Source organism: Tenacibaculum sp. E3R01 (genome assembly GCF_003318185.1).
Taxonomy (GTDB): domain Bacteria; phylum Bacteroidota; class Bacteroidia; order Flavobacteriales; family Flavobacteriaceae; genus Polaribacter; species Polaribacter halocynthiae.
Map to the genome: position 1 here is coordinate 543,792 of NZ_QOCC01000019.1, position 24,256 is coordinate 568,047.

20 protein-coding genes are annotated in these 24,256 nt (G+C 28.1%); 19 read left to right on the forward strand and 1 reads right to left on the reverse strand.

Going from position 1 to position 24,256, the window contains the following annotated elements; all coding sequences use genetic code 11:
• Positions 1 to 396 precede the first annotated feature (396 nt).
• From DS884_RS18425 to DS884_RS18720, 9 genes are all read left to right on the forward strand, one after another.
• Entirely contained in the window at positions 397 to 540 is a 144-nt protein-coding gene (locus DS884_RS18425; protein ID WP_158530826.1) for a hypothetical protein, read from the forward strand.
• Positions 541 to 646: 106 nt separating this feature from the next.
• Positions 647 to 2,500, forward strand: coding sequence for a tetratricopeptide repeat-containing sensor histidine kinase (locus DS884_RS07575; protein ID WP_113786337.1), 1,854 nt, complete (start codon positions 647 to 649; stop codon positions 2,498 to 2,500).
• A complete protein-coding gene (locus tag DS884_RS07580) occupies positions 2,493 to 3,170 on the forward strand; it encodes a response regulator (protein ID WP_113786338.1) in 678 nt (225 codons plus the stop codon). Before DS884_RS07575 ends, DS884_RS07580 begins: the two co-directional genes overlap by 8 nt.
• Before the next feature lie 3,969 nt (positions 3,171 to 7,139).
• Positions 7,140 to 8,624 carry a glycerol kinase GlpK gene (gene glpK, locus DS884_RS07585; protein ID WP_113786339.1) on the forward strand — a complete coding sequence of 495 codons (1,485 nt, stop codon included), beginning with the start codon at positions 7,140 to 7,142 and terminating at the stop codon, positions 8,622 to 8,624.
• Positions 8,625 to 8,725: 101 nt separating this feature from the next.
• Positions 8,726 to 9,373 carry a hypothetical protein gene (locus DS884_RS07590; RefSeq protein WP_113786340.1) on the forward strand — a complete coding sequence of 216 codons (648 nt, stop codon included), beginning with the start codon at positions 8,726 to 8,728 and terminating at the stop codon, positions 9,371 to 9,373.
• On the forward strand, positions 9,373 to 10,395 hold the full coding sequence (locus tag DS884_RS07595) for a sensor histidine kinase (protein WP_113786341.1): 1,023 nt from the start codon (positions 9,373 to 9,375) through the stop codon (positions 10,393 to 10,395). The genes DS884_RS07590 and DS884_RS07595 overlap by 1 nt, the downstream gene beginning before the upstream one ends.
• Positions 10,395 to 11,066 (forward strand): LytR/AlgR family response regulator transcription factor, encoded by a 672-nt coding sequence (locus DS884_RS07600; RefSeq protein ID WP_199488193.1) that lies wholly within the window; start codon positions 10,395 to 10,397, stop codon positions 11,064 to 11,066. Before DS884_RS07595 ends, DS884_RS07600 begins: the two co-directional genes overlap by 1 nt.
• 3 nt (positions 11,067 to 11,069) lie before the next feature.
• Complete coding sequence (locus DS884_RS07605; protein ID WP_113786342.1) at positions 11,070 to 11,615, forward strand: pyridoxamine 5'-phosphate oxidase family protein; 546 nt, start codon at positions 11,070 to 11,072, stop codon at positions 11,613 to 11,615.
• 56 nt (positions 11,616 to 11,671) lie between these two features.
• Positions 11,672 to 11,806 carry a hypothetical protein gene (locus DS884_RS18720; RefSeq protein ID WP_255405118.1) on the forward strand — a complete coding sequence of 45 codons (135 nt, stop codon included), beginning with the start codon at positions 11,672 to 11,674 and terminating at the stop codon, positions 11,804 to 11,806.
• Positions 11,807 to 11,894: 88 nt separating this feature from the next.
• Here DS884_RS18720 and DS884_RS07610 read toward each other — a convergent pair whose 3' ends face one another.
• A complete protein-coding gene (locus DS884_RS07610) occupies positions 11,895 to 13,073 on the reverse strand; it encodes an acyl-CoA dehydrogenase family protein (RefSeq protein ID WP_113786343.1) in 1,179 nt (392 codons plus the stop codon).
• Between the two features lie 159 nt (positions 13,074 to 13,232).
• Here DS884_RS07610 and rnpA point away from each other — a divergent pair, with 159 nt between their 5' ends.
• Genes rnpA through DS884_RS07660 form a run of 10 tightly spaced genes read left to right on the forward strand, consistent with a single transcriptional unit; the run spans position 13,233 to position 24,093 of the window.
• On the forward strand, positions 13,233 to 13,619 hold the full coding sequence (rnpA, locus tag DS884_RS07615) for a ribonuclease P protein component (RefSeq protein ID WP_233487127.1): 387 nt from the start codon (positions 13,233 to 13,235) through the stop codon (positions 13,617 to 13,619).
• Positions 13,609 to 15,237, forward strand: a complete 1,629-nt coding sequence (locus DS884_RS07620) for a S41 family peptidase (protein ID WP_113786344.1) — start codon at positions 13,609 to 13,611, stop codon at positions 15,235 to 15,237. The genes rnpA and DS884_RS07620 overlap by 11 nt, the downstream gene beginning before the upstream one ends.
• A 28-nt stretch (positions 15,238 to 15,265) precedes the next feature.
• Positions 15,266 to 16,948, forward strand: coding sequence for a DUF6909 family protein (locus DS884_RS07625; protein WP_093869465.1), 1,683 nt, complete (start codon positions 15,266 to 15,268; stop codon positions 16,946 to 16,948).
• A gap of 3 nt (positions 16,949 to 16,951) precedes the next feature.
• Positions 16,952 to 17,989, forward strand: a complete 1,038-nt coding sequence (locus tag DS884_RS07630; RefSeq protein WP_113786345.1) for a hypothetical protein — start codon at positions 16,952 to 16,954, stop codon at positions 17,987 to 17,989.
• Positions 17,990 to 17,994: 5 nt separating this feature from the next.
• Complete coding sequence (gene rfbC / locus DS884_RS07635; protein ID WP_113786346.1) at positions 17,995 to 18,525, forward strand: dTDP-4-dehydrorhamnose 3,5-epimerase; 531 nt, start codon at positions 17,995 to 17,997, stop codon at positions 18,523 to 18,525.
• Between the two features lie 5 nt (positions 18,526 to 18,530).
• A complete protein-coding gene (gene gmd / locus DS884_RS07640; RefSeq protein ID WP_113786347.1) occupies positions 18,531 to 19,619 on the forward strand; it encodes a GDP-mannose 4,6-dehydratase in 1,089 nt (362 codons plus the stop codon).
• A 5-nt stretch (positions 19,620 to 19,624) separates the two neighbouring features.
• On the forward strand, positions 19,625 to 20,659 hold the full coding sequence (locus DS884_RS07645) for a GDP-L-fucose synthase family protein (RefSeq protein WP_113786348.1): 1,035 nt from the start codon (positions 19,625 to 19,627) through the stop codon (positions 20,657 to 20,659).
• Complete coding sequence (locus DS884_RS07650) at positions 20,625 to 21,929, forward strand: MATE family efflux transporter (RefSeq protein WP_113786349.1); 1,305 nt, start codon at positions 20,625 to 20,627, stop codon at positions 21,927 to 21,929. The genes DS884_RS07645 and DS884_RS07650 overlap by 35 nt, the downstream gene beginning before the upstream one ends.
• Before the next feature lie 7 nt (positions 21,930 to 21,936).
• Positions 21,937 to 22,986: a glycosyltransferase family 4 protein gene (locus tag DS884_RS07655; RefSeq protein ID WP_113786350.1), complete on the forward strand. Its 1,050-nt coding sequence runs from the start codon at positions 21,937 to 21,939 to the stop codon at positions 22,984 to 22,986.
• A gap of 27 nt (positions 22,987 to 23,013) precedes the next feature.
• Entirely contained in the window at positions 23,014 to 24,093 is a 1,080-nt protein-coding gene (locus DS884_RS07660; RefSeq protein WP_113786351.1) for a hypothetical protein, read from the forward strand.
• Positions 24,094 to 24,256: the final 163 nt, after the last annotated feature.

Sequence of the window (24,256 nt, forward strand, 5' to 3'; positions counted from 1 at the left end):
ATTATATTTTGAGTACAAGATTAACAGACTACTTCACTCCATTGTATTTTGTTCGTAGTGATGATTGTTAATGTCATTGCGATGATGTACGAAGAAGCAATCTCTCTAATAATAGTTGTAAATTATATTTTGAGTACAAGATGAACAGACTACTTCATTCCACTGCGTTTCATTCGTAGTGACGATTTTTCATTATACTTTCAAGTAAGTAACAACTAAAGGAAACCCTTAATTACCTAGGTAATTATACCTTTTTGATAAAAACTAATGACATTTTTGTCATTTATCAAGAAACTTTCCTATTAAAAAGCTAAAAAACTCTTAAAACCTTTTGTTTTAAAGGATAAAATATTATTTTTAAAAAACGTAAATTTAAAACATTAAACAAAAGGGAAGATGAAAAACAATTACACTTTAGAAGAGCAAGCATTACAATTAGGAGGAGGAGCAACTACTTTAGACAGCAATGGAGGTGGAAGTACTGATACAGGAGGGACAGGAGATGGTTCTAGTGGAACAGGAGACGGTGGTAAAAAATAATTTTGATAATAATATTAATTAAAAAANNTTTTTTAATTAATATTATTATTTACTAATTAGATATTTATAAAAATATATTACTTTTAGGAACTTTTATAAACAAAGTATGCGTCTTCTGTTTTTTTTTCTTTTTTTATCTACTATTGCTGTTTCTCAGAAAGAGAAAGATAGCCTTTTATATAAAAAACAGAAAGATATATTAATTGATCTAGGTGTAAAAGCTTTTTATTCTAAAGATACTTTTATTTTAAAAAAATCTACGAAACAACTTTTTCAATTTTATAGAAGGCATAAAGATTCTACAGCATTAGCTAAATACTATCATTTTAAAGCCTTATATCAAAAAATAATTTATGCAAATGATAGTGCTTTTTACTATTATCATCAATCTAAAAAGATTTATAAGAACTTAAAAGATTCTGCTAATGTAGGAGCTAGGCTGCTTGGTATATCTGCTTTACAAAGAGAGGTTAAAGATTTTTTAGGAAGTGAAATTAGTTCAATTGAAGCCCTGGAGTATTTAGAGCCTATTAAATCGTATAGTTATTTGGAAAGTGTTTACAATAGTTTAGGTTTGGTTTCAGAAGAGTTAAATCAAAAAGAAGAAGCAATAAACTATTATAACAAAGCATACGAGGTAAGTAAATTAAATAAAAACCCAATAAAAAAAGAAATAGGGTATCTACGAGTTTATAATAATTTAGGTTTACTATATCAAAGAGAAGAAAAGCATAAAAAAGCTATAACTTACTTTCAAAAGGGATTAGATTTTGATAGTGTTCAAGAAAAACGACCATTACAATATGCCAGACTCTTAGAAAATATGACTTTATGTAAATTTTCATTGGATAAAAAAGGAAGCCCACTAAAACAATATGAATTAGTTATTCGGATAAGGAACAAGGCAAAAGATTTAAAAGGATTAAGTACTGTTTATACAAATGTTTGTAGATATTATATAGAAACAAAACAAACAAAAAAAGCAAAGACTAATGCTATTAAAGCTTTAAATTATGCAAAAAAATCACATAATAATAAACGTTGGTTAGAAGCTTTAAGTTTACTTTCAAAATTAAGTAAAGGAAAACAAGCTATAAAATATTTGGAAGAACATATAGAGCTAAATGATAGTTTGGTACAAAAAGAACGTAGGCAGAAAAATCAATTTGCTAAAATTAGGTATGAAACAACGAAGAAAGAAGAAGAAAACAGTTTTTTAAAAATAGAAAATGATAAAAAGCAAACTGAAATAGTTCGCCATAAACAACAAAAAGTTATTGGATGGCTGGTGGCAGTTGCTGGTTTTTTAAGTTTAGGTTTAAGTATTTTGTTTTTTGTATTAAGACGTAGAAAATTACTATACCAAGCACAGTTACAAAAAGCACAAGCACGAGAGCAAGAGCGTAAACAAATTGCAAAATCATTACATGATGAGGTAGCAGGGGATTTACGTTTATTACATAGAAAATTAGAAAAATCGCAGTTGTTTGAAGAGGCTCAAAAGCTTGATGCGGTTAAAGAAAATGTACGTCAACTATCGCATCAATTAAGTAGTGTGAGCTTTAAAAAAGTTGGCTTTAAAGACCAAATAATAAACTTAATTTCTGATTATTTTGAACTTACTTTTAAAATAACAGTAAAAGGATTGCATGAGCAAGATTGGTCGCAAGTTAATAGTGCAATAAAAAGATTATTGTATTTAAGTATAAGAGAAAGCATACAGAATAGTAAAAAACATGCCAAGGCAACAAAATTTACGATCGCTTTTTCAATACATAAAAAAAATGTATTTTTGGATGTTACTGACAACGGTATAGGTTTTGATACCTCTGTTAGTAAAAAAGGGATCGGTTTACATAATTTACAAGAAAGAGTTGAAGAGTTAAATGGAACACTATCAATTACTAGTACTGTAGGGGCTGGAACCGAAACACACATTCAAATACCTTTAAATGTCTGAAAAAATTAAAATACTTTTTGTTGATGATCATCAACTAATTATAGAAGGAATTCTTTCCTATCTAAAAGATATTGATGGTCTAGAAATTACAAGTACCAATTCTTGTGATGAAGCATTTAACTTAGTGAAATCTCACTTAAATACTGATCCGTATCAAATACTTTTTACTGACTTAAGTTTTGATAATGCCAGTGATAACTCAAATATTGATGGAGGTGAAAACTTAATTAAAGCACTTCAAAAAGAAAATGTACCTATAAAAATAGGAGTAATAACTGGGCACTCTGAAACAAATAGAGTGTATAATGTAGTGCGTAACTTAAACCCGTTAGCTTATATTTTAAAAGGAAAATGTAATACTACCGAATTGAATTTTGCAATCCAAAAAATGTTAGCAGATCAGGTGTATTATACCCATGAAATTCATGAAAAATTACTAAAAAGAGCATTGATTGAAATTCAAATGGATGATGTTGCTGTTCAAATTTTAAAAGAATTACCAAAGCATTCAAAAATATCTAATATGGAAGGTATTATCACTAAAAGTGATGGAAACCTTGTTAAAATTAGAGCTATAGAAAGTAAGTTAGCCAAGCTACGTACTGATTTAGATGCAAATAATAATACAGATTTGGTCTTGAAAGCTAAGGAGTTAGGGATACTTGACTAATCCTTTGCGGAAAATCACACTATTTACTGCGGAAATCCCCTTTTGTAACTTTTAAGTAAAAGATATCTTTGTTATAGAATTAACACTGTAAGGGAGAAATTCTAGAAAAGAAGAGAAAAGATCAAAAACCTTTTAGCATATTAGTTAAAAGGTTTTTTGTGTTAAAATACTTTCCTGAATAATTAAATATTCCTTTTAAATTTCTACAAGGAATTTGTTTTTATAGTATAAGAATAATTTTTTTAATATTTAACTAATTGATTTAAAAAATGTTAAATATGTGTTTTGCGGAAAACTACATTTTTTTCTGCGGATATCCCCTTTTTTAAAAAGTAAATGAAATCTACATTTGTAGCATCACTCATTTAATGAGCGGATATTTTAAGGGGAAAAACAAAACCTTCTAGTTTCTCATACTACTAGAAGGTTTTTTTATGCAGTAAATTTAAGGTAACGGAAAGTTACATTTTAAAGTGCGGGAAACCCCTTTTGTACACTTGTATTTCAATATACATTTGCAGTGTTGTTTAATTAAACACAAAAATAAAGGGAAATTCAAAGTAGTATATAATGGGGAAAATATTCGTAAAAAAAGCAAGCAATGTAATGGTTAATTTATTAACAGGATTAGCCGAGTTAGGAAAAGGAGCGAGCTACGCACTTAAGCATTAAAAAATATTCAATAATAAATAAAAACCTCCTAGAACTTTATCTAGGAGGTTTTTTTATGGGTAAAAACAAACTACGGAAAATTACATATTTTTCTGCGGAAATCCCCTTTTATGAGTTTTTATTGCGAGGTACATTTGCCATGTCACTCATTTGTTATGAGTAGATAAATTAAGGGGAAAAAGAAACCTTCTGACTTAGCTGTCTAGAAGGTTTTGTTTTTAGTAGAAGTACATTATAACATTAAGGAGAATTACTTTTTTAATATTTAACTAATTGATTTAAAAAATGTTAAATATGTGTTTTGCGGAAAACTACATTTTTTTCTGCGGATATCCCCTTTTTTTAAAAGTAAATGAAAACTATATTTGTTACATCACTCATTTAATGAGCGGATATTTTAAGGGGAAAAACAAAACCTTCTAGTTTCTCATACTACTAGAAGGTTTTTTTATGCAGTAAATTTAAGGTAACGGAAAGTTACATATTAAAGTGCGGGAATCCCCTTTTGTACACTTGTATTTCAATATACATTTGCAGTGTTGTTTAATTAAACACAAAAATCAAGGGAAATTCAAAGTAGTATATAATGGGGAAAATATTCGTAAAAAAAGCAAACAATATTGTGGTAACTTTATTAACAGGATTAGCCGAGTTAGGAAAAGGAGCCAGCTACGCACTTAAGCATTAAATATATATTCAATAAAAAATATAAAACCTCTTAGAACTTTATCTAAGAGGTTTTTTTATGGGCAAAAACGAACTACGGAAAATTACATTTTTAGATGCGGAAATCCCCTTTTAGGAGTTTTTATTGCGAGGTACATTTGCCATGTCACTCATTTATTATGAGTAGATAATTTAAGGGGAAAAAGAAACCTTCTGACTTAGTTGTCTAGAAGGTTTTGTTTTTAGTAGCTGTATGTAATAATGGAAGAAGTCAAGTTTGTTATGTATTGTAAAAACCTGACTTAAAATCAATTAAGAACTTGTTTTGCGGAAAACCGCATTTTTTTCTGCGGAAAACCCCTTTATAAACTTGTTAACCAGTACTATATTTGTTGCATCACTCATTTTTATGAGCGGATATTTAAGGGGAAAACAAACCTTCTGGCACAGCTGTCTAGAAGGTTTTGTCATTTTATAGATATACAATAAAGAGAATAATATTAGCTACGGAAAGTTACATTTTTAGATGCGGACATCCCCTTTTCTGGCACTGAATTTGCAAGTACATTTGCCATGTCACTCATTATTATGAGCAGATGATTTAAGGGGAAAACAAACCTTCTGGATAAGTTCTAGGAGGTTTTGTCTTTTATATATAATAGATTACATCTAAAGACTATGAATTATACAAGGCAGTTTTTTTATTTGAAGGTTAATGAAAATGTAAGTTACGGAAAATCACGTTTTTATGCACGGATATCCCCTTTTAGATATTGATAATCAGGTATATATTTGTAGTGTTGTTTATTTAAACACAAAAAACAAGGGAAATTAAAAAATTTAGAAAAATGGGAAAAATGTTACTTAAAAAAGCAAATGAAGTATTAGTTAATTTATTAGAAAGTTTAGCCGATTTAGGAAAAGGAGCGAGCTACGCACTTAAACACTAAAATTAAATTAATATTCATTATAAAACCTCCTAGAAGAACTCTAGGAGGTTTTATTTTATATAAAAAATAACAGTTACGGAAAGCTACATTTTTAGATGCGGACATCCCCTTTTCTGGCACTGAATTTGCAAGTAAATTTGCCATGTCACTCATTATTATGAGCAGATGATTTAAGGGGAAAACAAACCTTCTAGATAAAGTTCTAGGAGGTTTTGTCTTTTATACATAATAGAGTTTTTACTTAATAATTATGAATAGCACAAGACAGTTTTTTATTTCAAGGATAATGAAAATGTAAGTTACTGAAAATCAAGTTTTTATGCACGGACATCCCCTTTTAGGTATTGATAATCAGGTATATATTTGTAGTGTTGTTTATTTAAACACAAAAAACAAGGGAAATTAAAAAATTTAGAAAAATGGGAAAAATGTTACTTAAAAAAGCAAATGAAGTATTAGTTAATTTATTAGAAAGTTTAGCCGATTTAGGAAAAGGAGCGAGTTACGCACTTAAACACTAAAATTAAATTAATATTCATTGTAAAACCTCCTAGAGTTCTTCTAGGAGGTTTTATTTTGTATAAAAAATAACAGTTACGGAAAGCTACATTTTTAGATGCGGACATCCCCTTTTCTGGCACTGAATTTGCGAGTAGATTTGCCATATCACTCATTATTATGAGCAGATGATTTAAGGGGAAAACAAACCTTCTGGATAAGTTCTAGGAGGTTTTGTCTTTTATACATAATAGAGTTTTTACTCTAATAGACTATGAATTATACAAGGCAGTTTTTTTATTTGAAGGTTAATGAAAATGTAAGTTACGGAAAATCACGTTTTTATGCACGGGTATCCCCTTTTAGATATTGATAATCAGGTATATATTTGTAGTGTTGTTTATTTAAACACAAAAAACAAGGGAAATTAAAAAATTTAGAAAAATGGGAAAAATGTTACTTAAAAAAGCAAATGAAGTATTAGTTAATTTATTAGAAAGTTTAGCCGATTTAGGAAAAGGAGCGAGCTACGCACTTAAACACTAAAATTAAATTAATATTCATTGTAAAACCTCCTAGAAGAACTCTAGGAGGTTTTATTTTGTATAAAAAATAACAGTTACGGAAAGTTACATTTTTAGATGCGGACATCCCCTTTTCTGGTCCTGAATTTGCAAGTACATTTGCCATGTCACTCATTATTATGAGCAGATGATTTAAGGGGAAAACAAACCTTCTGGATAAGTTCTAGAAGGTTTTGTCTTTTTTATAATAAATCTAATATAATGTATTGTATTTTAAGTGAATAAAAATTCAAAAATTCTTCTAGTTTAATTTTTATAAAGAAATATACTTATTGCGGAAAATTACAGATTTACATGCGGGAAACCCCTTTTTTACCCTAGTAATCAAGTATACATTTGTAACGTGTTTATTTAAGCACAAAAACTTAAGGGAAATTTAAATTTTATTAAAATGGGGAAAACTTTAGTAAAAAAAGCAAACGACGCCTTTGTGGGTTTTATGTCAGCTTTAGCTGAACTAGGTAAAGGTGCAAGTTATGCACTTAAACATTAAAATCCACTTAACGGTGACTCCAAAGCCTTCTAGATGAATTCTAGAAGGTTTTTTTATTTTTAAAAAGGATATATTGTAAATTGCTGTTTTTAACCCAATACCTAGAATGGCAAAAAAGTATATTATAGCTTTAGATCAAGGAACTACAAGTTCTCGTACAGTTGTTATCAATGAAGAAGGAGAAATAATAGGAATGAATCAGCAAGAGTTTACTCAAGTTTTTCCAGAACCTGGTTGGGTAGAACATAACGCAGAAGAGATTTTAGAGTCTCAACTAACAACATTAAAAAAAGTATTACAACAAACAAATATAAAAGCTTCAGAAGTAGCAGGGATTGGAATAACAAACCAACGAGAAACCACCGTTGTTTGGAATAAAAACACAGGAAAACCAATATATAATGCTATTGTTTGGCAAGATAAACGTACTGCAAATATTTGCGAAAAATTAAAACAAAGAGGATTTGAAAATCATGTTCGTAAAACAACAGGGTTAATTATAGATAGCTATTTTTCTGCAACAAAAATACATTGGATATTAAATCATGTTGAAGGAGCAAAAGATGAAGCTGAAAAAGGAAATCTTTTGTTTGGAACAATTGACACTTGGTTACTTTGGAATTTAACTAATGGAGAGGTGCATGCTACCGATTATAGTAATGCTTCTCGCACAATGATTTATGATATAAAAAACCTTTGTTGGGATACTAAAATTTTAGAAGAATTAGAAATTCCAACTACAATGCTTCCTGAAGTAAAACCATCATCATATCATTTTGGAAACTTTAATTTAAATAATATTCAAATCCCTATAGCAGGAATTGCTGGAGATCAACAAGCCGCGCTTTTTGGGCAAGCATGTTTTAATAAAGGAGAGGCTAAAAATACTTATGGTACCGGATGCTTTATGTTATTAAATACTGGAGAGAATATAGAATTTTCTAAAAATGGATTGTTAACTACGATTGCTTGGGGTATTGATGATAAGGTGTATTACGCGTTAGAAGGAAGTGTATTTGTTGCTGGCTCAGCGATTCAATGGTTAAGAGATGGATTGGATATTATTAAAAGCGCTAAAGAGAGTGAGGAATTTGCAAAACAAGTTACTGGTGAAAACCCGGTATATGTTGTACCTGCTTTTGCTGGTTTAGGGGCGCCTTATTGGGATATGTATGCACGAGGAGCTGTATTTGGTTTAACACGTGATACAGGAAAAAACCATTTAATTAAAGCCACGTTAGAATCATTAGCTTACCAAACTAAAGATGTATTAAACGTAATGCAAAAAGATAGTGAGGTTGGTTTAACATCATTGAAAGTTGATGGAGGCGCTTGTGCAAATGATTTAATAATGCAATTTCAATCTGATATATTAAATGTACCTGTTGAAAGACCAGAGATTATAGAAACAACAGTAATGGGAGCAGCATATTTAGCCGGAATTTATGTAGGACTTTGGAAACAAGAAGATATTATTAATAGAAAGAAAATTAATAAAGAGTTTATACCTACGTTTTCAGAAGAAAAAAGAGACAGGTTATATAAAAAGTGGCAAAAAGCTGTAGAAAGAACTAAAAACTGGATAGATTAGGTTTAATTTTTCACCGAGAAAATGAACAAGGTTATCGAAAAAAATAGGTATTAAGTGTTTAATATTTTTCTTTTGAACAAAGAATTTTAAAATATAATTTTATGAAAATTAGAAGTATAATTTGTTCACTTGCAATTTTATTTTTTTTAAACTCGTGTGTTGTAAAATCATTATCACCTTTTTATACTAAAGAGACAATTAGTTTTACTGAAGAGTTTTTAGGAAAATGGAAAGACAATGAAAAAGGAAAATGGGAGGTAAAAACCTTTGAAAGTGAAATATTAAAAGGATATAAAGGAAAAGTATCTAAAGAAGACAAGCAGTTAATAAGCTTATATAAGAATTCTTACTTTGTGTCTTTTGAAAAAAAAGGAAAAGAAGCTTTTTTTATTGCTACTCCATTTAAGATTAAAGACCAACTTTTTTTAGATTTTATTCCTGTTGATTATGATAGTGAAGGTATTAACTCATTAACATTTAGTCATATTGTGTATGCGCATTCATTAGTTAAGTTTGATGTGTTTTCAAATGGAAGTATAAAAATTAAATGGTTTGATGAAGATAGAATAGAAGATCTTTTTAAAGAAGGTAAAATTAAAATCAAACATGAAAAAATAGGCTTGTTAAACGACAAGTATTTACTTACGGCTTCATCAAAAGAATTACAGAAGTTTGTTGAAAAATATATTGTTTCTAATGCCTCAAAAAAATGGGAAACCTCAATTAAATTTACATTGACTAAAGTATAATGAATAAGAATTCATTAAATAGATATAAAGCACATCATAATAAATGGATATTTAACTTTTTATTATGGGTGCTTTTATTTTTTGTAATACTGTTTTTGTTTGCTGATTTCCCTTTAAAAAAAATTGATTTTATTTATGTGGTTAGTTATTTACTTACTTTAATTCCTCCAGTAAGTTTATTAATCTATTATTTGGTGCCTAAGTTTCTTAAAAAAGAGAAGTATGTGGTATTTGTAATTTTATCAATAATAATAATATCATTATTTTCATATCTTAATATTCAATTTCACCAGTTAATAATCGATAAGATTTTCACTGATTATTATTTCATTTCATATTATAATGACGTACAAACGCTTATTGTTTTTGCTGCTGTTTCTTTAATTGCTACATTTTTTAAATTGTTAGAAGATTGGATACACTATAATCAAAATGAAAGAAGAGAAATTGAAGAGCGGTTAAAGGTTTTAAAAGGGCAAATAAATCCTCATTTTTTGTTTAATTCACTCAATGTTTTATATTCATTATCTGTAGGGAAAAATAAAGAAGTTACAGAAGCTACGTTGCAATTATCTAATATTTTAAGATATGTATTGTATGACTCTGAAAGAAAAACAACAATAGAAAAAGAAAAGGAATTAATTGAAAATTATATAGCATTTGAAAAAAACAGGCACACTGTAAATTCAACAATTAAATTTATATCCAATATTGATACGGATTCAGAAATACAACCAATGTTGTTATTGCCATTAGTTGAAAATAGTTTTAAACATGGATTAAAAAGCAATATAAATAACCCTTTTGTAATTATTAATTTAGAATTTAATAAAAATGTTTTATTATTTGAGATAGAGAATAATTTCAAAGCGAATAATTTAAAGTATACAGAAGAGTATAATGGTATTGGTGTAAAAAACATAAAAGAAAATTTAGCAATACTATATCCAAACAAACATGAATTAACAATTGAAAAAACAAATGAAACTTATAAGGTTAAACTTGTAATAGATTTAAAATAATGAAAATACAATGCGTTATTATAGATGATGAACCATCTTCACAAAACATACTTAAACATCTTATAGGAGATGTTGATTTTTTAGAGATAGCAGGAATTTGTAATGATGCAGTTGATGCAATGACGTTTTTGAAAGAAACTAAGGTTGATCTTCTTTTTCTAGATATAAATATGCCTAACTTATCGGGAATTGCATTTTATAAAATGTTAAAAAACCCTCCTTTAGTTATTTTTACTACAGCCTATTCTGAGTATGCAATAGAAGGATTTGATGTTAATGCAATAGATTATTTATTAAAACCATTTTCATTTGAACGGTTTTTAAAAGCAGTTCAAAAAGTAAAAAGCAAACTAGTTTTAGAAAAAGAGTTTATAATTATTAAATCAGATAAGAAACTATACCAACTAAAAGTAAATGATATTTTATTTGTTGAAGCGTTAGGAGATTATATTAAAATATATACAAAAGATAAAGTTTTGGTGAGTTATAAAACACTTAGAAATATACTTTCATTATTACCAGATAATAAATATATGCAAATTCATAAATCATATATTATAAATCAAAGTAAATTAGACTTTGTTGAAGGAAATCAAGTTACTATTGGTTCAAAAAAAATACCTATTGGACAAAAATTTAAAATCAATTTTTTAAAAAGATTAAACAGTTAAACTATGGCTAAATTTTATAAAAAAATTACAAACAGACTTCAAAAGTTTATTGAAAACCAAAAAATGTTTTTTGTTGCTACAGCACCTAAAGAAGGAAGAATTAATTTATCTCCTAAAGGAATGGATACCTTTAGAATTTTGGATGAAAATAAAGTTGCTTGGTTAAGTGTTACTGGAAGTGGTAATGAAACCTCTGCACATTTAATCGAAAATAATCGCATAACAATTATGTTTTGTGCTTTTGAAGGAGCTCCTAATATTCTTAGGTTGTATGGAGAAGCAACAGAGATACAAGAAAAAGATAATGATTGGAATACTTATGTAAACTTGTTTCCAAAGCTACCAGGTACACGTCAAATATTTGTAGTAGAAATAATATCTGCACAAACTTCCTGTGGTTCTTCTATACCTTTTTATGAATATTTAGGTGAACGAAATCAGTTAAATGAATGGGCTGAAGATAAAGGGAAAGATGGAATTGAATCTTATTGGGAGGAAAAAAATCAAGAAAGCATTGATGGATTAAAAACAAAATTTTCCAAATCCTGATAAAAGTCATATTCTAACCTTTTCATTGTATTTACCTTTGTATAAAAGTTTACGATATGATACAATTAGTTAATATTCCTGCAGTTTCATGGACAAATGGAACTATTATGTTGATTGTTTTTGGTATTGTTAGTTTAGGCTTAATAGCTACTCTACTAATTTTTATGAATAGTGGTAAAAAGAAAGGGTAACTATTATTTAGTGATTTTTAATAGTTGATTGTAAGAAGTGTTCTAAAAGCCCGAGTTGTTTTTCTTTTTAGAACACTTCTTTTTAGTTTTATTTAAAAGCATTTAAACCAGTAATATCTAAACCTGTAATTAATAAATGCACATCATGTGTTCCTTCATAAGTAATAACACTTTCTAGGTTCATAGAGTGACGCATTATAGAATAGTCTCCCGAAATACCCATAGCTCCTAAAACTTGTCTGGCTTCACGAGCAATGTTTATAGCCATATCTACATTATTACGTTTAGCCATTGAAATTTGTGCAGATGTAGCACGACCCTCATTTTTTAAAACTCCTAAACGCCATGTTAATAATTGAGCTTTAGTAATCTCGGTAATCATTTCAGCTAATTTTTTTTGTTGTAATTGAAACTGTCCAATTGGTTTACCAAATTGTGTACGCTCTTTAGCATAACGTAAGGCAGTATCATAACAATCCATAGCTGCACCAATAGCACCCCAAGCAATACCATATCGAGCAGAGTCTAAACATTGTAAAGGAGCACCAAGTCCTGATTTTTTTGGTAATAGATTTTCTTTAGGAACTTTTACATTGTCAAAAATTAATTCTCCAGTAATAGAAGCTCTTAATGACCATTTGTTATGAGTTTCAGGAGTAGTAAAACCTTCCATACCACGTTCTACAACGAGTCCGTGAATTCTGCCTTCTTCATTTTTAGCCCAAACTACTGCCACATCAGCAATAGGAGCATTAGAAATCCACATTTTAGCACCATTTAATAAATAATGGTCACCCATATCTTTAAATTTCGTTTCCATGCTTCCAGGATTAGATCCATGGTTTGGTTCAGTTAAACCAAAACATCCCATCCATTCACCGCTTGCTAATTTTGGTAAATATTTTCTTTTTTGTTCTTCGTTTCCGTAATTAAAAATAGGCCACATAACTAAAGAAGACTGCACTGAAGCAGTTGAACGAATACCACTATCACCTCGTTCTAATTCTTGCATTATTAAACCATAAGAAATTTGGTCTAACCCAGCACCTCCGTATTCAGCAGGAATGTAGGGTCCAAAAGCTCCTACTTCAGCTAAACCACCAACTAATTGTTCAGGAAATTTAGCATTTTGAGCAGCATCTTCAATAATAGGAGATACATTTTTCTTTACCCATTCTCGAGCAGTATCACGAATTAACTTATGCTCATCGGTTAATAAATCATCAACTTGATAGTAATCAGGAGCTTGAAATAAGTCTGGTTTCATATGTGTTTGTTTTTTTAATTTTTTTACTTACTAATTATAAAGATTACAATATGAGTTAGTAAATGATATTTATAAAATAGTTGTGGTGATTTTTAAAAATGATTTCCTCAAAAATACTCAAAAAAATGGTTATTCCTATAGGTTTACGTATGTTTGTATATGATGAGATTTACTTTAGGAAAAGAGGAGCGATTAAAAAGTAGGAAACTTATAGGTAAGTTATATGAAGAAGGGAAATCTATTAGGGTTTTTCCTTTGAGAATGGTTTATATACAAACAGAACACACTTCTAAATACCCTGCTCAAGTAGGAATGTCTGTGCCCAAGCGTAATTTTAAAAGGGCAGTAGATAGAAATAGAATTAAACGCTTATTAAGAGAAAGCTACCGTAGGGAAAAAGGAATGGTGTATTCGGAAGCTAAAAAACCATATGTGTATATGATTTCTTATATTGCAAGAGAAGAGTGGAAATATGAAGATATTGAAGAGAAAATGAGTAAATTAATGTCGCTTTTTGTAGCAGAAATTAATACAAATGAAAAATAGAAAAGTACTTTTTTTAGGAAGCATAGTTATTATTGGAATTTTATTTTCGTTTCAATCTCGTTTCTTTGAGATAGCGAAACAAATAGAAATATATAACAATCTATTTAAAATATTAAATATCAATTATATTGATGAAATAAATCCTGGTGATGTAACAGATAAAGCTATTAAAAACACACTTAAAAGCTTAGATCCATATACTAATTTTTATAACGAACAGGATGTTGAAGATGCAAGAATACGAAGAGAGGGTGAATATGGTGGTATAGGTGTTACATCGTATTATACTAAAAAAGGAATTGTTTTATCAGAAATATATAAAGGCTTTTCTGCCGACAAAGCAGCTTTAAAAGCAGGAGATATTATTATAAATGTTAATGGCCAAGATTTAAAAAATCTTGAAAGAAGTCAGCTTTCTCAAGTACTGAAAGGAACCCCTAACAAAGAACTTATATTAAAAGTAAATAGAAAAGGAGAAAATATAAATGTTAAACTTAAATTAGATAAGATTATAGTAAATCCAGTGCCTTTTTATGACATGATTGACAAAGAAACTGGATATGTTGTTTTAACTCAATTTACGAGTCAGAAAGCTACTGAGGAAGTAGCAAAAGCAATTAAAAAGTTGAAAGAAAAAGGAATGAACAAGTTAGTGTTTGATTTAAGAAGTAATCCTGGAGGTTCACTTTTTGATGCAGTAAACATTACAAACTTGTTTATACCTAAAGGGAAAAAAGTGGTTGATACAAGGGGGAAGATTAAAAAGAATAGTAGAACATATAAAACAAATAGAGAACCATTAGATGTTGAAATGCCCGTGGTTGTTCTTATTGATGATAGATCAGCCTCAGCTTCTGAAATTGTTTCTGGAGCGCTACAAGATTATGACAGGGCTGTTGTTATGGGTGAACGTTCATTTGGAAAAGGATTGGTGCAGCGCTATTTTAAGTTGAATTATGGAACCCAAATGAAAGCTACAATTTCAAAATATTATACACCTAGTGGAAGATGTATTCAAGAATTGGATTATGCCAATAGAGATTCAAAAACAGGAAAAGTACCAAAATTTTCTGAAGGGGTAGTTAATAAGTTTACAACACAGAATGGAAGAATAGTTTATGATGGTGGTGGAGTAACTCCCGATATTAAAATAAAATATTCAGAAAAAAACAAAACAACTAAAGCATTATTAAAATCAAGAGCTATTTTTAATTTTGTAACTGATTATATTCAAAAAGAAACAGCTGTAGACTCTTTAAATTTTTCATTTGATTCGCAAAAGTTTAATACGTTCAAAACATATTTATATAGTACCGATACTTCTTTTGTTACAAAGGAAGAAAAAATGTTCAAGAGAGCTTATAAAACTTTAAAAAACAAAATTGGTATACAAAAAGATTATGATAATATTTTGAAAAAGTTACAACAGCAAAAAGTAACAGAAATAACAAAAAATAAAGATGTTTTATTAGCAAAAATTGAAAAAGAAATATTAAAACTTTCTTATTATAAAGAAGGAATGTATAAACACCAATTAAAAAATGATAAAACAATAAAGCAAGCAGTTTCATTGTTGAAAAATAAAAACAGATACAATAAAATACTCAAAACTGAGTAGTTTATATAACTTATTTGATTACAAATTTATGTCGAAACCAAACCAGAAAGAAAGAACGAGAGCGCAAGAGTCAACAAATGCAATAGAAAAATTATACATTTCTATGAGGCATTTGTTTAGTCGTGGATTTTATAAGCCAATGGGGATTTCTGGAGAAACTTTACGAAAATCACTTTTAGCATTACGTCCAGAAATTTATGGATCTATAGCTGAAGAAAAAACCGAATTAAACGGGTTAATTTATGTAATAGAGCGTTTACCAGAAGGAATAGAGGAATGTCAATTTATCAACTTAACAGCTGATGAGGGTTATAGAAACTCACATTTTAAAGCAATTGTACCTCCTAAAAGAAGGAGAAATTGCTATCGTATTGATAAAGACCAAATGAACATTGAAATTACTAGAGGAAGGTCTGAAATATATGATATTCTTACTCACCTTACTTTTCTATTTATTGAGTCACATAAAATAAAAGATAGAGTTACAATTGATGGTTCTGGAGAAAAATTTATTAGAGAGTGGATACATCTTGAAGAGGTTGTTTTGTATAATAAAACACTTACAGATGAAGAAAAAGATGTGATAATTGTACATTTAGGTAACATTTTAGGAAGAACTTACGATGAAGTATATGATGTATGTAACTCATTTGCCACTGATGAAAATCCAAATCGTTTTTTACACCTTATTTATTGGTTAGGGAAATTAGCTATTAATGAAGTGGTTTTAGATCAAAAAAGATCCATAAAATTTAGTTCAGTTTTAATAGAAGAAATTGGACATCATTTTTATGGAGAAATTTGGGCAAATAACATAAAGAAAACTTTACTAGAAAACGATTTAATAAATAGACCAATACATATAATAAGTGCTAACATGCATAGTGTAATGAATACTATTTATGCTAAAAACGCTTTACCAACTAAAGCAAAAGAGTATAAAGGTTTTGAGCTTTTTGAATTGTTAAGTAATTCTGATAGTGGAGCATTACAAACAAAGGTTAAACAATATGCTTCTGAAAAAGGGTTGATTTATATAAAAGATACTTCTGGAACGAATATTAATGTTCAAATTATTGATACTGATAAAATAGACTTTAATACTATTTCATTTAAGAAAGAAAATTCAATAAATAAAAAACCAGTTATTATTGTTATGGATTATGCTTTTGGAGAACAAGCATATGAAACAATGGATGAGCTTTTAAAGCCTTATAAAACAAGAGAAGGAAAGATACATTTAGATGTTGAATCTGTTTCAATAATGGGAAAGGCAGGAATTTTAGAAGGAGGAAAGGGAGATATTATGATTCCATCATCTCATATTTTTGAAGGAACTGCAGATAATTATCCTTTTGAAAATGAATTGTCTAAAGATAATTTAGAAGGTTATGGCGTTGAGGTTTTTGATGGAGCGATGGTTTCTGTACTAGGAACTTCACTACAGAATAAAGACTTATTAAAATTTTTCCATGATTCTACATGGAATGTTATAGGATTAGAAATGGAAGGAGCTCATTACCAGAAAGCAATTCAATCTGCTTCTAAAATTAGAGGAAATATTTCAGAAAATGTAAAAGTTCGTTATGCGTACTATGCTTCTGATAACCCATTAGAAACTGGAGCTACATTAGCTTCGGGAGGATTAGGAATGAGTGGGGTAACACCTACTTATGCAATAACTGAAAAAATAATAGAACAAATTTTTTAAAGCATGGCTAATAATAAAAACGAAGAAGAAGTTGATTTAGGCTCTTTGTTTGTAATAATAGGCAAGGGTATTTCTAATTTTTTTAATTTTATTGGAAGTGTTTTTTCTGGTCTTTTTCATTTTTTCATTTTAATACTTCTTTTCTTTAAGAAAAATTATATCAAGTTAGGAATAGCTATTGTTATCGGTGCTATCGCTGGTTTAGTAATTGAATTAAAGGAAGAAAATAAGTTTGGCTCAAATCTTTTAGTTCAAACAAACTTTGATAGTGCAAGACAATTATATAATAACATTGAATTTTATAACAATCTTGTAAAGCAAAAAAATGAAAACTTACTAGCTAAAACCTTTAATTTAAATGAAGAAGAAGCTAAATCATTAAAGAAATTTTCAATTGAACCTATAGAAAACGGAAATGATATTATAACTACATATGATGAACTGATATTATCTATAGATACCCTAACAGTGAAAAGTTATTCTTTTTTAGATTTTAAAAGAACGTTTACTAAATATAACTACAAAGTTCATAATATTAGTGTTTTATCAACTAAGAATGATGTGTTTTCTAAGCTAGACGAAGTAATAATATCTTCAATAATAGAAAATAATTATTTTAATAAGTTAAAAGAACTAACAAATGAGAATTTAAATAGAACTGATAATTTATTAAGAAAAAACTTAGCTCAAACAGATTCTTTACATCATATTTATAAAAAAGTTCTTCTAGAAGAAGCAAAATCATCTAAACAAGGCACCAATATAGATTTAGGAAGTACTAGAAAAAATAGTAAAGAGCTTGATTTGTTTACAACGACTTTAAAACTTAACAAGGAACTTAAAACAATAAGTGAAGAGAAATCAGAAAAATCTGAGGTTGTGAATATCATATCTAATTTTCAACCTATAGGTTATGAAATTAAAGGTGTTTCTGAAAATAGATCTGTACAACTAGCTTTATTATCATTAGGATTAATGATTTTATATTTATTATTAATTAAGCTTAATAAATATTTAGAAAATTATAATTATAAAAAGTAATACTAATGAATATTGTTCAAACCCCTTTAGAAGGATGCTTTGTAATAGAACCAATGTTATTTGAAGATAATAGAGGTTATTTTTTTGAAAGTTTTAATGAAGAAAAATTTAAGAAAGGAATAGGTATTGACCTTAATTTTGTTCAAGATAATGAAGCATTTTCAAATAAAGGAATTGTTAGAGGTCTACATTTTCAAAAGGGAAAGTTTGCACAAGCTAAATTGGTAAGAGTTATTACAGGTAAAGTATTAGATGTTGCTGTAGATTTAAGAAAAAAATCTCAAACTTATGGGCAGCATTTTTCAATTGTTTTATCAGGTGAAAATAAGAAACAGTTATTTGTGCCAAGAGGTTTTGCTCATGGGTATTCGGTATTAGAAAATAATACGGTTTTTGCTTATAAATGTGATAACTATTACAATAAGGAGTCTGAAGGAGGTATTATTTATAATGATAAAACCCTTAATATAGATTGGAATCTATTAGATACAGAAGTTATACTATCTGATAAAGACATGCAATTACCAAATCTTTAAAAGGGATGAAAAAAATAGCCTTAATTACAGGTATAACAGGGCAAGATGGAGCATATTTAACAGAATTTTTGTTAGAGAAAAACTACGAAGTTCATGGAATAAAAAGAAGGTCTTCTAGTTTTAATACAGATCGTATAGATCACCTGTATCAAGACCCTCATGAAGAAAAAAGGAATCTTTTTTTACATTATGGAGATATGGTTGATGCTTCTAATTTAATCAGAATCATTCAAGAGGTTCAACCTGATGAAATTTACAATTTAGCAGCAATGAGCCATGTTCATGTATCTTTTGAAACACCAGAATATACAGCAAACACAAATGGTTTAGGAACTTTACGATTATTAGAAGCTATTAAAATCTTAAATTTAGAAAAGAAAACAAAAATATATCAAGCTTCTACTTCCGAATTATTTGGTAAGGTACAAGAGGTTCCGCAAACAGAAAAAACACCGTTTTATCCTCGCAGTCCATACGGAGTTGCAAAAATGTATGCTTATTGGATCACAGTAAATTATCGTGAAGCATATGGTTTGTATGCTTGTAATGGGATTTTATTTAATCATGAATCACCAATTAGAGGAGAAACTTTTGTTACAAGAAAAATAACAAGAGCAGTTTCTAAAATAGCGTTAGGGTTACAGGAGAAAGTGTATTTAGGGAATCTTAATGCCAGAAGAGACTGGGGGCATGCTAAAGATTATGTTCGAATGATGTGGATGATATTACAGGCTGAAAAACCTGAAGATTGGATTATTGCTACTGGAAAAACTACATCAGTTAGAGATTTAGTAAAAATAGCTTTTTCTGAAGTTGGAGTTGAAATTGTATTTAAAGGAAAAGATAAAGAAGAAAGAGGCTATGTAAAATCTTGTAGTAATCCTAAATATCAAATAGAAAAAGGGAAAGAAGTTGTTTGTATTGATCCACATTATTATAGACCTACTGAGGTTGATTTATTAGTAGGTGATGCATCTAAGGCAAAAGAAAAACTAGGGTGGGTTCCAGAATATTCTGTTGAAAATTTGATAGGAGAAATGATGGAAAATGATATTAAATTAGTCTATAAAAACTTGGTAAATAAGTCGAGCTAAAAGTAATGGATAAATTAGCTAAAATATTTGTAGCAGGGCATAAAGGTTTGGTTGGAAGCGCCATTTTAAAAAGACTTTTAGAAAAAGGTTATGTAAATATTATTACTAAAACAAAAGAAGAATTAGACTTAACAAATCAACAAGCTACTGCAGGTTTTTTTAAAAGCGAAAAACCAGAGTTTGTTTTTTTAGCAGCGGCAAAAGTTGGTGGAATTATAGCTAATAATACATATAGGGCTGAATTTATCTATGACAATTTGATGATTCAAAATAATGTAATTCACCAAAGTTATGTTAATGATGTAAAAAAAATGTTGTTTTTGGGGAGCACTTGTATTTATCCAAAAAACACCGAACAACCAATTAAAGAAAACTCTCTTTTAACAGGTAGTCTTGAATATACTAATGAGCCTTATGCAATAGCAAAAATAGCAGGAATCAAAATGTGTGAAAATTATAATATTCAATATGACACTAATTTTATTTCTGTAATGCCTACTAATTTATACGGGCCTAATGATAATTTTAATCTTGAAAAATCACATGTTTTACCAGCCTTAATAAGGAAAATTTATTTAGCAAAATTACTTGAAGATAATCAAGAAGAAGAAGTTATTAAAAACGTAGGAGTAGCTAACTTAGATGAAGCTTTAGTTTACTTATCAAAATTTGGAATTACAAAGCAGCAAGTTGAAATTTGGGGATCAGGTAAACCCAAGCGAGAGTTTTTGTGGAGTGATGATATGGCTGATGCTTGTGTGTTTGTAATGGAAAAAGTAAATCATAAAAAAACAGAACAAACGCATATTAATATTGGTACTGGAGAAGAAATATCTATTAAAGATTTAGCAGTACTTATTAAAAAGAGAATAGGGTTTAAAGGGAGTTTGTTGTTTAATACTAGTAAGCCCGATGGAACTATGAGAAAAATCACTGATGTTACAAAAATACATTCATTAGGATGGAAACATACTGTAGCTTTAGAGGAAGGTATTGATAAAATGTATGAGTGGTATAAACAAAACAATGAGAGGAGATAATTTCACATATAAAATAATTAAAGTTATTTTTTTTAGAGTTTTGGGAGTTTGCCTGTTATTTGGTTTAACGTTATTCTTAACAAATAATTACGAGGCTAAAATTGTTGGGAAATATGATTTTGTAAGATCATTTATATTAGTAATAGGTAGTTTATGTTTATTAGGGACTGACCATTCTATATTGTATTTTTCTGGAAAGTTAAAAAGCAAAGGCAAGTTAACAGAGATAAAAAATATATATTTTAGAATGATGAAAATTATACTCATCACATCTATAATTGTAGCAATTGTAATAATTGTAGCAAAACAATTGATTATTACTTTTTTTGAAGATCAAAGTACTTATGTGTTGATTTTGAATGGAGTATGTGTGTTGTTTTTTTATTGTTTAACAATATTAAACACAGAATTTTTTAGAGCTCTTGATTTGATTATTGTTTCTGAAATTTTTAGAAATGTAATAAAATATGTTCCTTTTTTTCTAAGCGCAATAATATTATTTTTAATAAATAAAGAAGAGTACTTAATTACTTTTTTTTTGCTATCATTTGTTTTAGTAGGTTTTATCTCAACAATATTATCTTTTTTAAAGATTAAAGAACTGGAGGATATATCTAATAATAAGAAGGAAATAAATGTTTTTACAAAAGAAATTTTTTTAGCTTCATACCCCATGGCAATAAGCAGCATGGGTTTTTTTTTGTTATTAAGTATAGATATAATTTTTTTAAAGAAATATAGAAGTGATGAAATTGTAGCATATTATAGTGTAGCCGTAAAGTTTGTGTTAATATTATCAATGATAATAAACACTGTAAATATTAATATATCATCAAAAATAGCTGAGCTGTTTAAGTCAAAACGTTTTTTAGAACTAGAAAATTTGTTAAAAAAAAGCTCTAGGTTAATTTTTTTCTTGTCTTTACCATTAATACTAATGATTGTTTTTTTTTCTGAGGACATTTTGTTTTTATTTGGAAATAACTATAAATCATCTAACAGAGCTTTGTTAATTATGGTTGTCAGTCAAGGTATTTGTACTTTATTTGGAAGTGTTAATGTTTATTTAAATATGACAGGAAAACAAAAATATTTTCAAAATATTTTAATATGTTCTGTTGTCATTAATTTTATTTTAAATAGAATCTTAATTCCAGTTTATGGCATGGAGGGTGCTGCGATAGCCTTTAGTTGTAGTTTGTTTTTTTGGAATATATTAGCAACAATAGTTGTTTATAAAAAAGACAGTTTAAAAGTGTTTATTAGGTAACGTAGTTATGAAAAAGATATTGATTTTATCATTAGGAAGAACTGGGTCATTACCTATTTATGGAGAGGAAATAAGTTCAAGATTCAAAAATCAAAATTTTGATATATTAGTATCTAAAGATAGAATTCAAAAAAGAAAATTAATTAATGCGATTGAAATAAAGACATATAAAAATAAGTTTACCTTTATTTTAAATACATTAATATATTTCCCTATTAAGTTTTTATTTTTTATGCCTAAAATATATAAAGAGTATAGTGTTCTTTATTTACCATATAAGCATTTTTGGGACTTGCCATTTATTTTACTATTTAAAATATTAAACAGAAAAATAGTTTTTACTGTGCATGACGGTATTCTTCATAAAGGAGAAAAAAATATTATAACTCAAGGATTAATGTATATAAGATTAAAATATTCAACAGAGTTTATATTTCTAACAAGTTATGTGAAAAGATTAGTTGAGAATAAATATAATAACTTAAAAAAAAGTCATATAATTCCGCATCCTATTATAGAAAATTCTTTTTTTGTAGAAAAAAAACAAATAGTAAAAACTAAAAACCTACTTTTTTTAGGCAGAATAGATAGGTATAAAGGTGTTGAAATGTTAATGAATAGTGCAGTCAAATCTTCACTTTTTTTTGATGAGTTAATAATTGCTGGAAAAAGTACCTACTCGTTTAATACTTTAAAAAGTCAAAAAATTAAAACTATTGATAAATATCTTTCAGAAGAAGAAATTGGAACTCTTTTAAGTTGGGCAGACATATTAATATTACCTTATACAGAAGCAACGCAATCTGGAGTAATAGCATTAGGGATTTTTGCTGAAAAGCCAATGATTTGTACTAGGGTTGGTGGGTTTTCAGAACAATTAAGTGATGATGAATGTTTTTGGAGCGATGTGGATGAATATGACTTAGCGAAGGTAATAAAGGAAGCGTTTTGTAATTCAAAGAAGTGTGAAGAAATAAAACAAAAATTAAAAGAAAAGAAAAGAAATCTTTCTTGGGAAACAATTTCTATGAAAATAGAAAAACTTTTGTTTTCTTAATTTTTAAATATAAAAGGTCTATAATAGATGAGAATCATTGTAAATAAATCAAAACTTACTTTTGCTTTTTTTATAACTTTAGGGTTATTTGTCTCTGTTGTTGGGGTTTTTGTTTTACCGGAACGTTTCTTTTTTGATACTAAAATAATATTATATGATAAGTATAAAGAATTAGGTTGGAGAGGTAGTTACCCTTTTACAATTTTATTTTATAAGATAACAGGATTAAAAGAACTCCATTTTTCGTTAATTGGTATTATACAATATTCTATAGTAGCATTTCTGACCTATAAAATAGGTGTGCCTAAAAATTTTGATAAGTTAAGAGTGAAAAATATATTAACTTATTTAAGTTTTATTATGATAGCTGTTTTTTTATGCATGCCAACCAAAGAATTTATAAACTATTTATGTATTACTTTTATAGCTCTTCTTTTAAAGAAAAGTAATGACAACTTGTTAAAAAATATAATTTTTGTGTTATTATCATTAATAGTTTTCGGTAGTTTTTTTAGGGAATATTATATGTTAGTTGCTTTTTTAAGTGTTATTTTTTACCTTGTTAGTAAAGTAAATATAAAAAAGAAAAAACTAGCAACTATTTTTTATGGGTTATTGACTGCTGTTTTTGTATCATTAAGTTATGGAGTTATAAAAGGAGAATTCATATCCCAAAAAACTAGAGAAAGTTACAATGCTTTAAGAATGAATGGTGAAGCTAGTAATTCGATGATAATTTCACCACTTAATACCGAATCTTGGTATGGAGAAAGTTTTGGAATAGTTTATGGTTTCTTTTCTGTTAACTTGCCATTAAATGGTTTGAAGCATTATTTATCTCCACAAATCATTGCTTTTGTTTTATGGCAATCATTACTTTTTATAATTCTTTTAATTAGATATGAGAAAAGCTTTAAAAAAGGATTGAAAAACAATTATGAATTATGGGTTTATTATATATTGTTTTCTTTTTTTATTGTGCAGGGAATTTTTGAACCAGATTTAGGGTCAGCTATTAGGCATAAAATGGGTTTTTTTCCAATAATTTATTTAGCATTATATTATCAAGATTTTTCATTAGATTCTAAAAAAAAGAAAGTTGAGTAATATTATTAATACTAAATATAATTTTTTCATTAATACTAAAGTAGATGTTTATACTTTGGTGCTTTTTATAGCTGTGTCATTCAACTTTTTGGGAACTAATATTTTTATTTTACCTATTGTGTTGTTTTTAACAACAATTCAATTTTTTAGACTAAAAAAAGGA

Coding starts and splice junctions, on each gene's coding strand:
- DS884_RS07660 (WP_113786351.1), top strand. CDS start 23,014: ATGAGAATCATTGTAAATAAATCAAAACTTACTTTTGCTTTTTTTATA.
- DS884_RS07590 (WP_113786340.1), top strand. CDS start 8,726: ATGAAAATTAGAAGTATAATTTGTTCACTTGCAATTTTATTTTTTTTA.
- DS884_RS07600 (WP_199488193.1), top strand. CDS start 10,395: ATGAAAATACAATGCGTTATTATAGATGATGAACCATCTTCACAAAAC.
- DS884_RS07595 (WP_113786341.1), top strand. CDS start 9,373: ATGAATAAGAATTCATTAAATAGATATAAAGCACATCATAATAAATGG.
- DS884_RS07580 (WP_113786338.1), top strand. CDS start 2,493: ATGTCTGAAAAAATTAAAATACTTTTTGTTGATGATCATCAACTAATT.
- gmd (WP_113786347.1), top strand. CDS start 18,531: ATGAAAAAAATAGCCTTAATTACAGGTATAACAGGGCAAGATGGAGCA.
- DS884_RS07625 (WP_093869465.1), top strand. CDS start 15,266: ATGTCGAAACCAAACCAGAAAGAAAGAACGAGAGCGCAAGAGTCAACA.
- DS884_RS18720 (WP_255405118.1), top strand. CDS start 11,672: ATGATACAATTAGTTAATATTCCTGCAGTTTCATGGACAAATGGAACT.
- DS884_RS07605 (WP_113786342.1), top strand. CDS start 11,070: ATGGCTAAATTTTATAAAAAAATTACAAACAGACTTCAAAAGTTTATT.
- DS884_RS07645 (WP_113786348.1), top strand. CDS start 19,625: ATGGATAAATTAGCTAAAATATTTGTAGCAGGGCATAAAGGTTTGGTT.
- DS884_RS07650 (WP_113786349.1), top strand. CDS start 20,625: ATGAGTGGTATAAACAAAACAATGAGAGGAGATAATTTCACATATAAA.
- rfbC (WP_113786346.1), top strand. CDS start 17,995: ATGAATATTGTTCAAACCCCTTTAGAAGGATGCTTTGTAATAGAACCA.
- DS884_RS07575 (WP_113786337.1), top strand. CDS start 647: ATGCGTCTTCTGTTTTTTTTTCTTTTTTTATCTACTATTGCTGTTTCT.
- rnpA (WP_233487127.1), top strand. CDS start 13,233: ATGATGAGATTTACTTTAGGAAAAGAGGAGCGATTAAAAAGTAGGAAA.
- DS884_RS07655 (WP_113786350.1), top strand. CDS start 21,937: ATGAAAAAGATATTGATTTTATCATTAGGAAGAACTGGGTCATTACCT.
- glpK (WP_113786339.1), top strand. CDS start 7,140: ATGGCAAAAAAGTATATTATAGCTTTAGATCAAGGAACTACAAGTTCT.
- DS884_RS18425 (WP_158530826.1), top strand. CDS start 397: ATGAAAAACAATTACACTTTAGAAGAGCAAGCATTACAATTAGGAGGA.
- DS884_RS07630 (WP_113786345.1), top strand. CDS start 16,952: ATGGCTAATAATAAAAACGAAGAAGAAGTTGATTTAGGCTCTTTGTTT.
- DS884_RS07610 (WP_113786343.1), bottom strand. CDS start 13,073: ATGAAACCAGACTTATTTCAAGCTCCTGATTACTATCAAGTTGATGAT.
- DS884_RS07620 (WP_113786344.1), top strand. CDS start 13,609: ATGAAAAATAGAAAAGTACTTTTTTTAGGAAGCATAGTTATTATTGGA.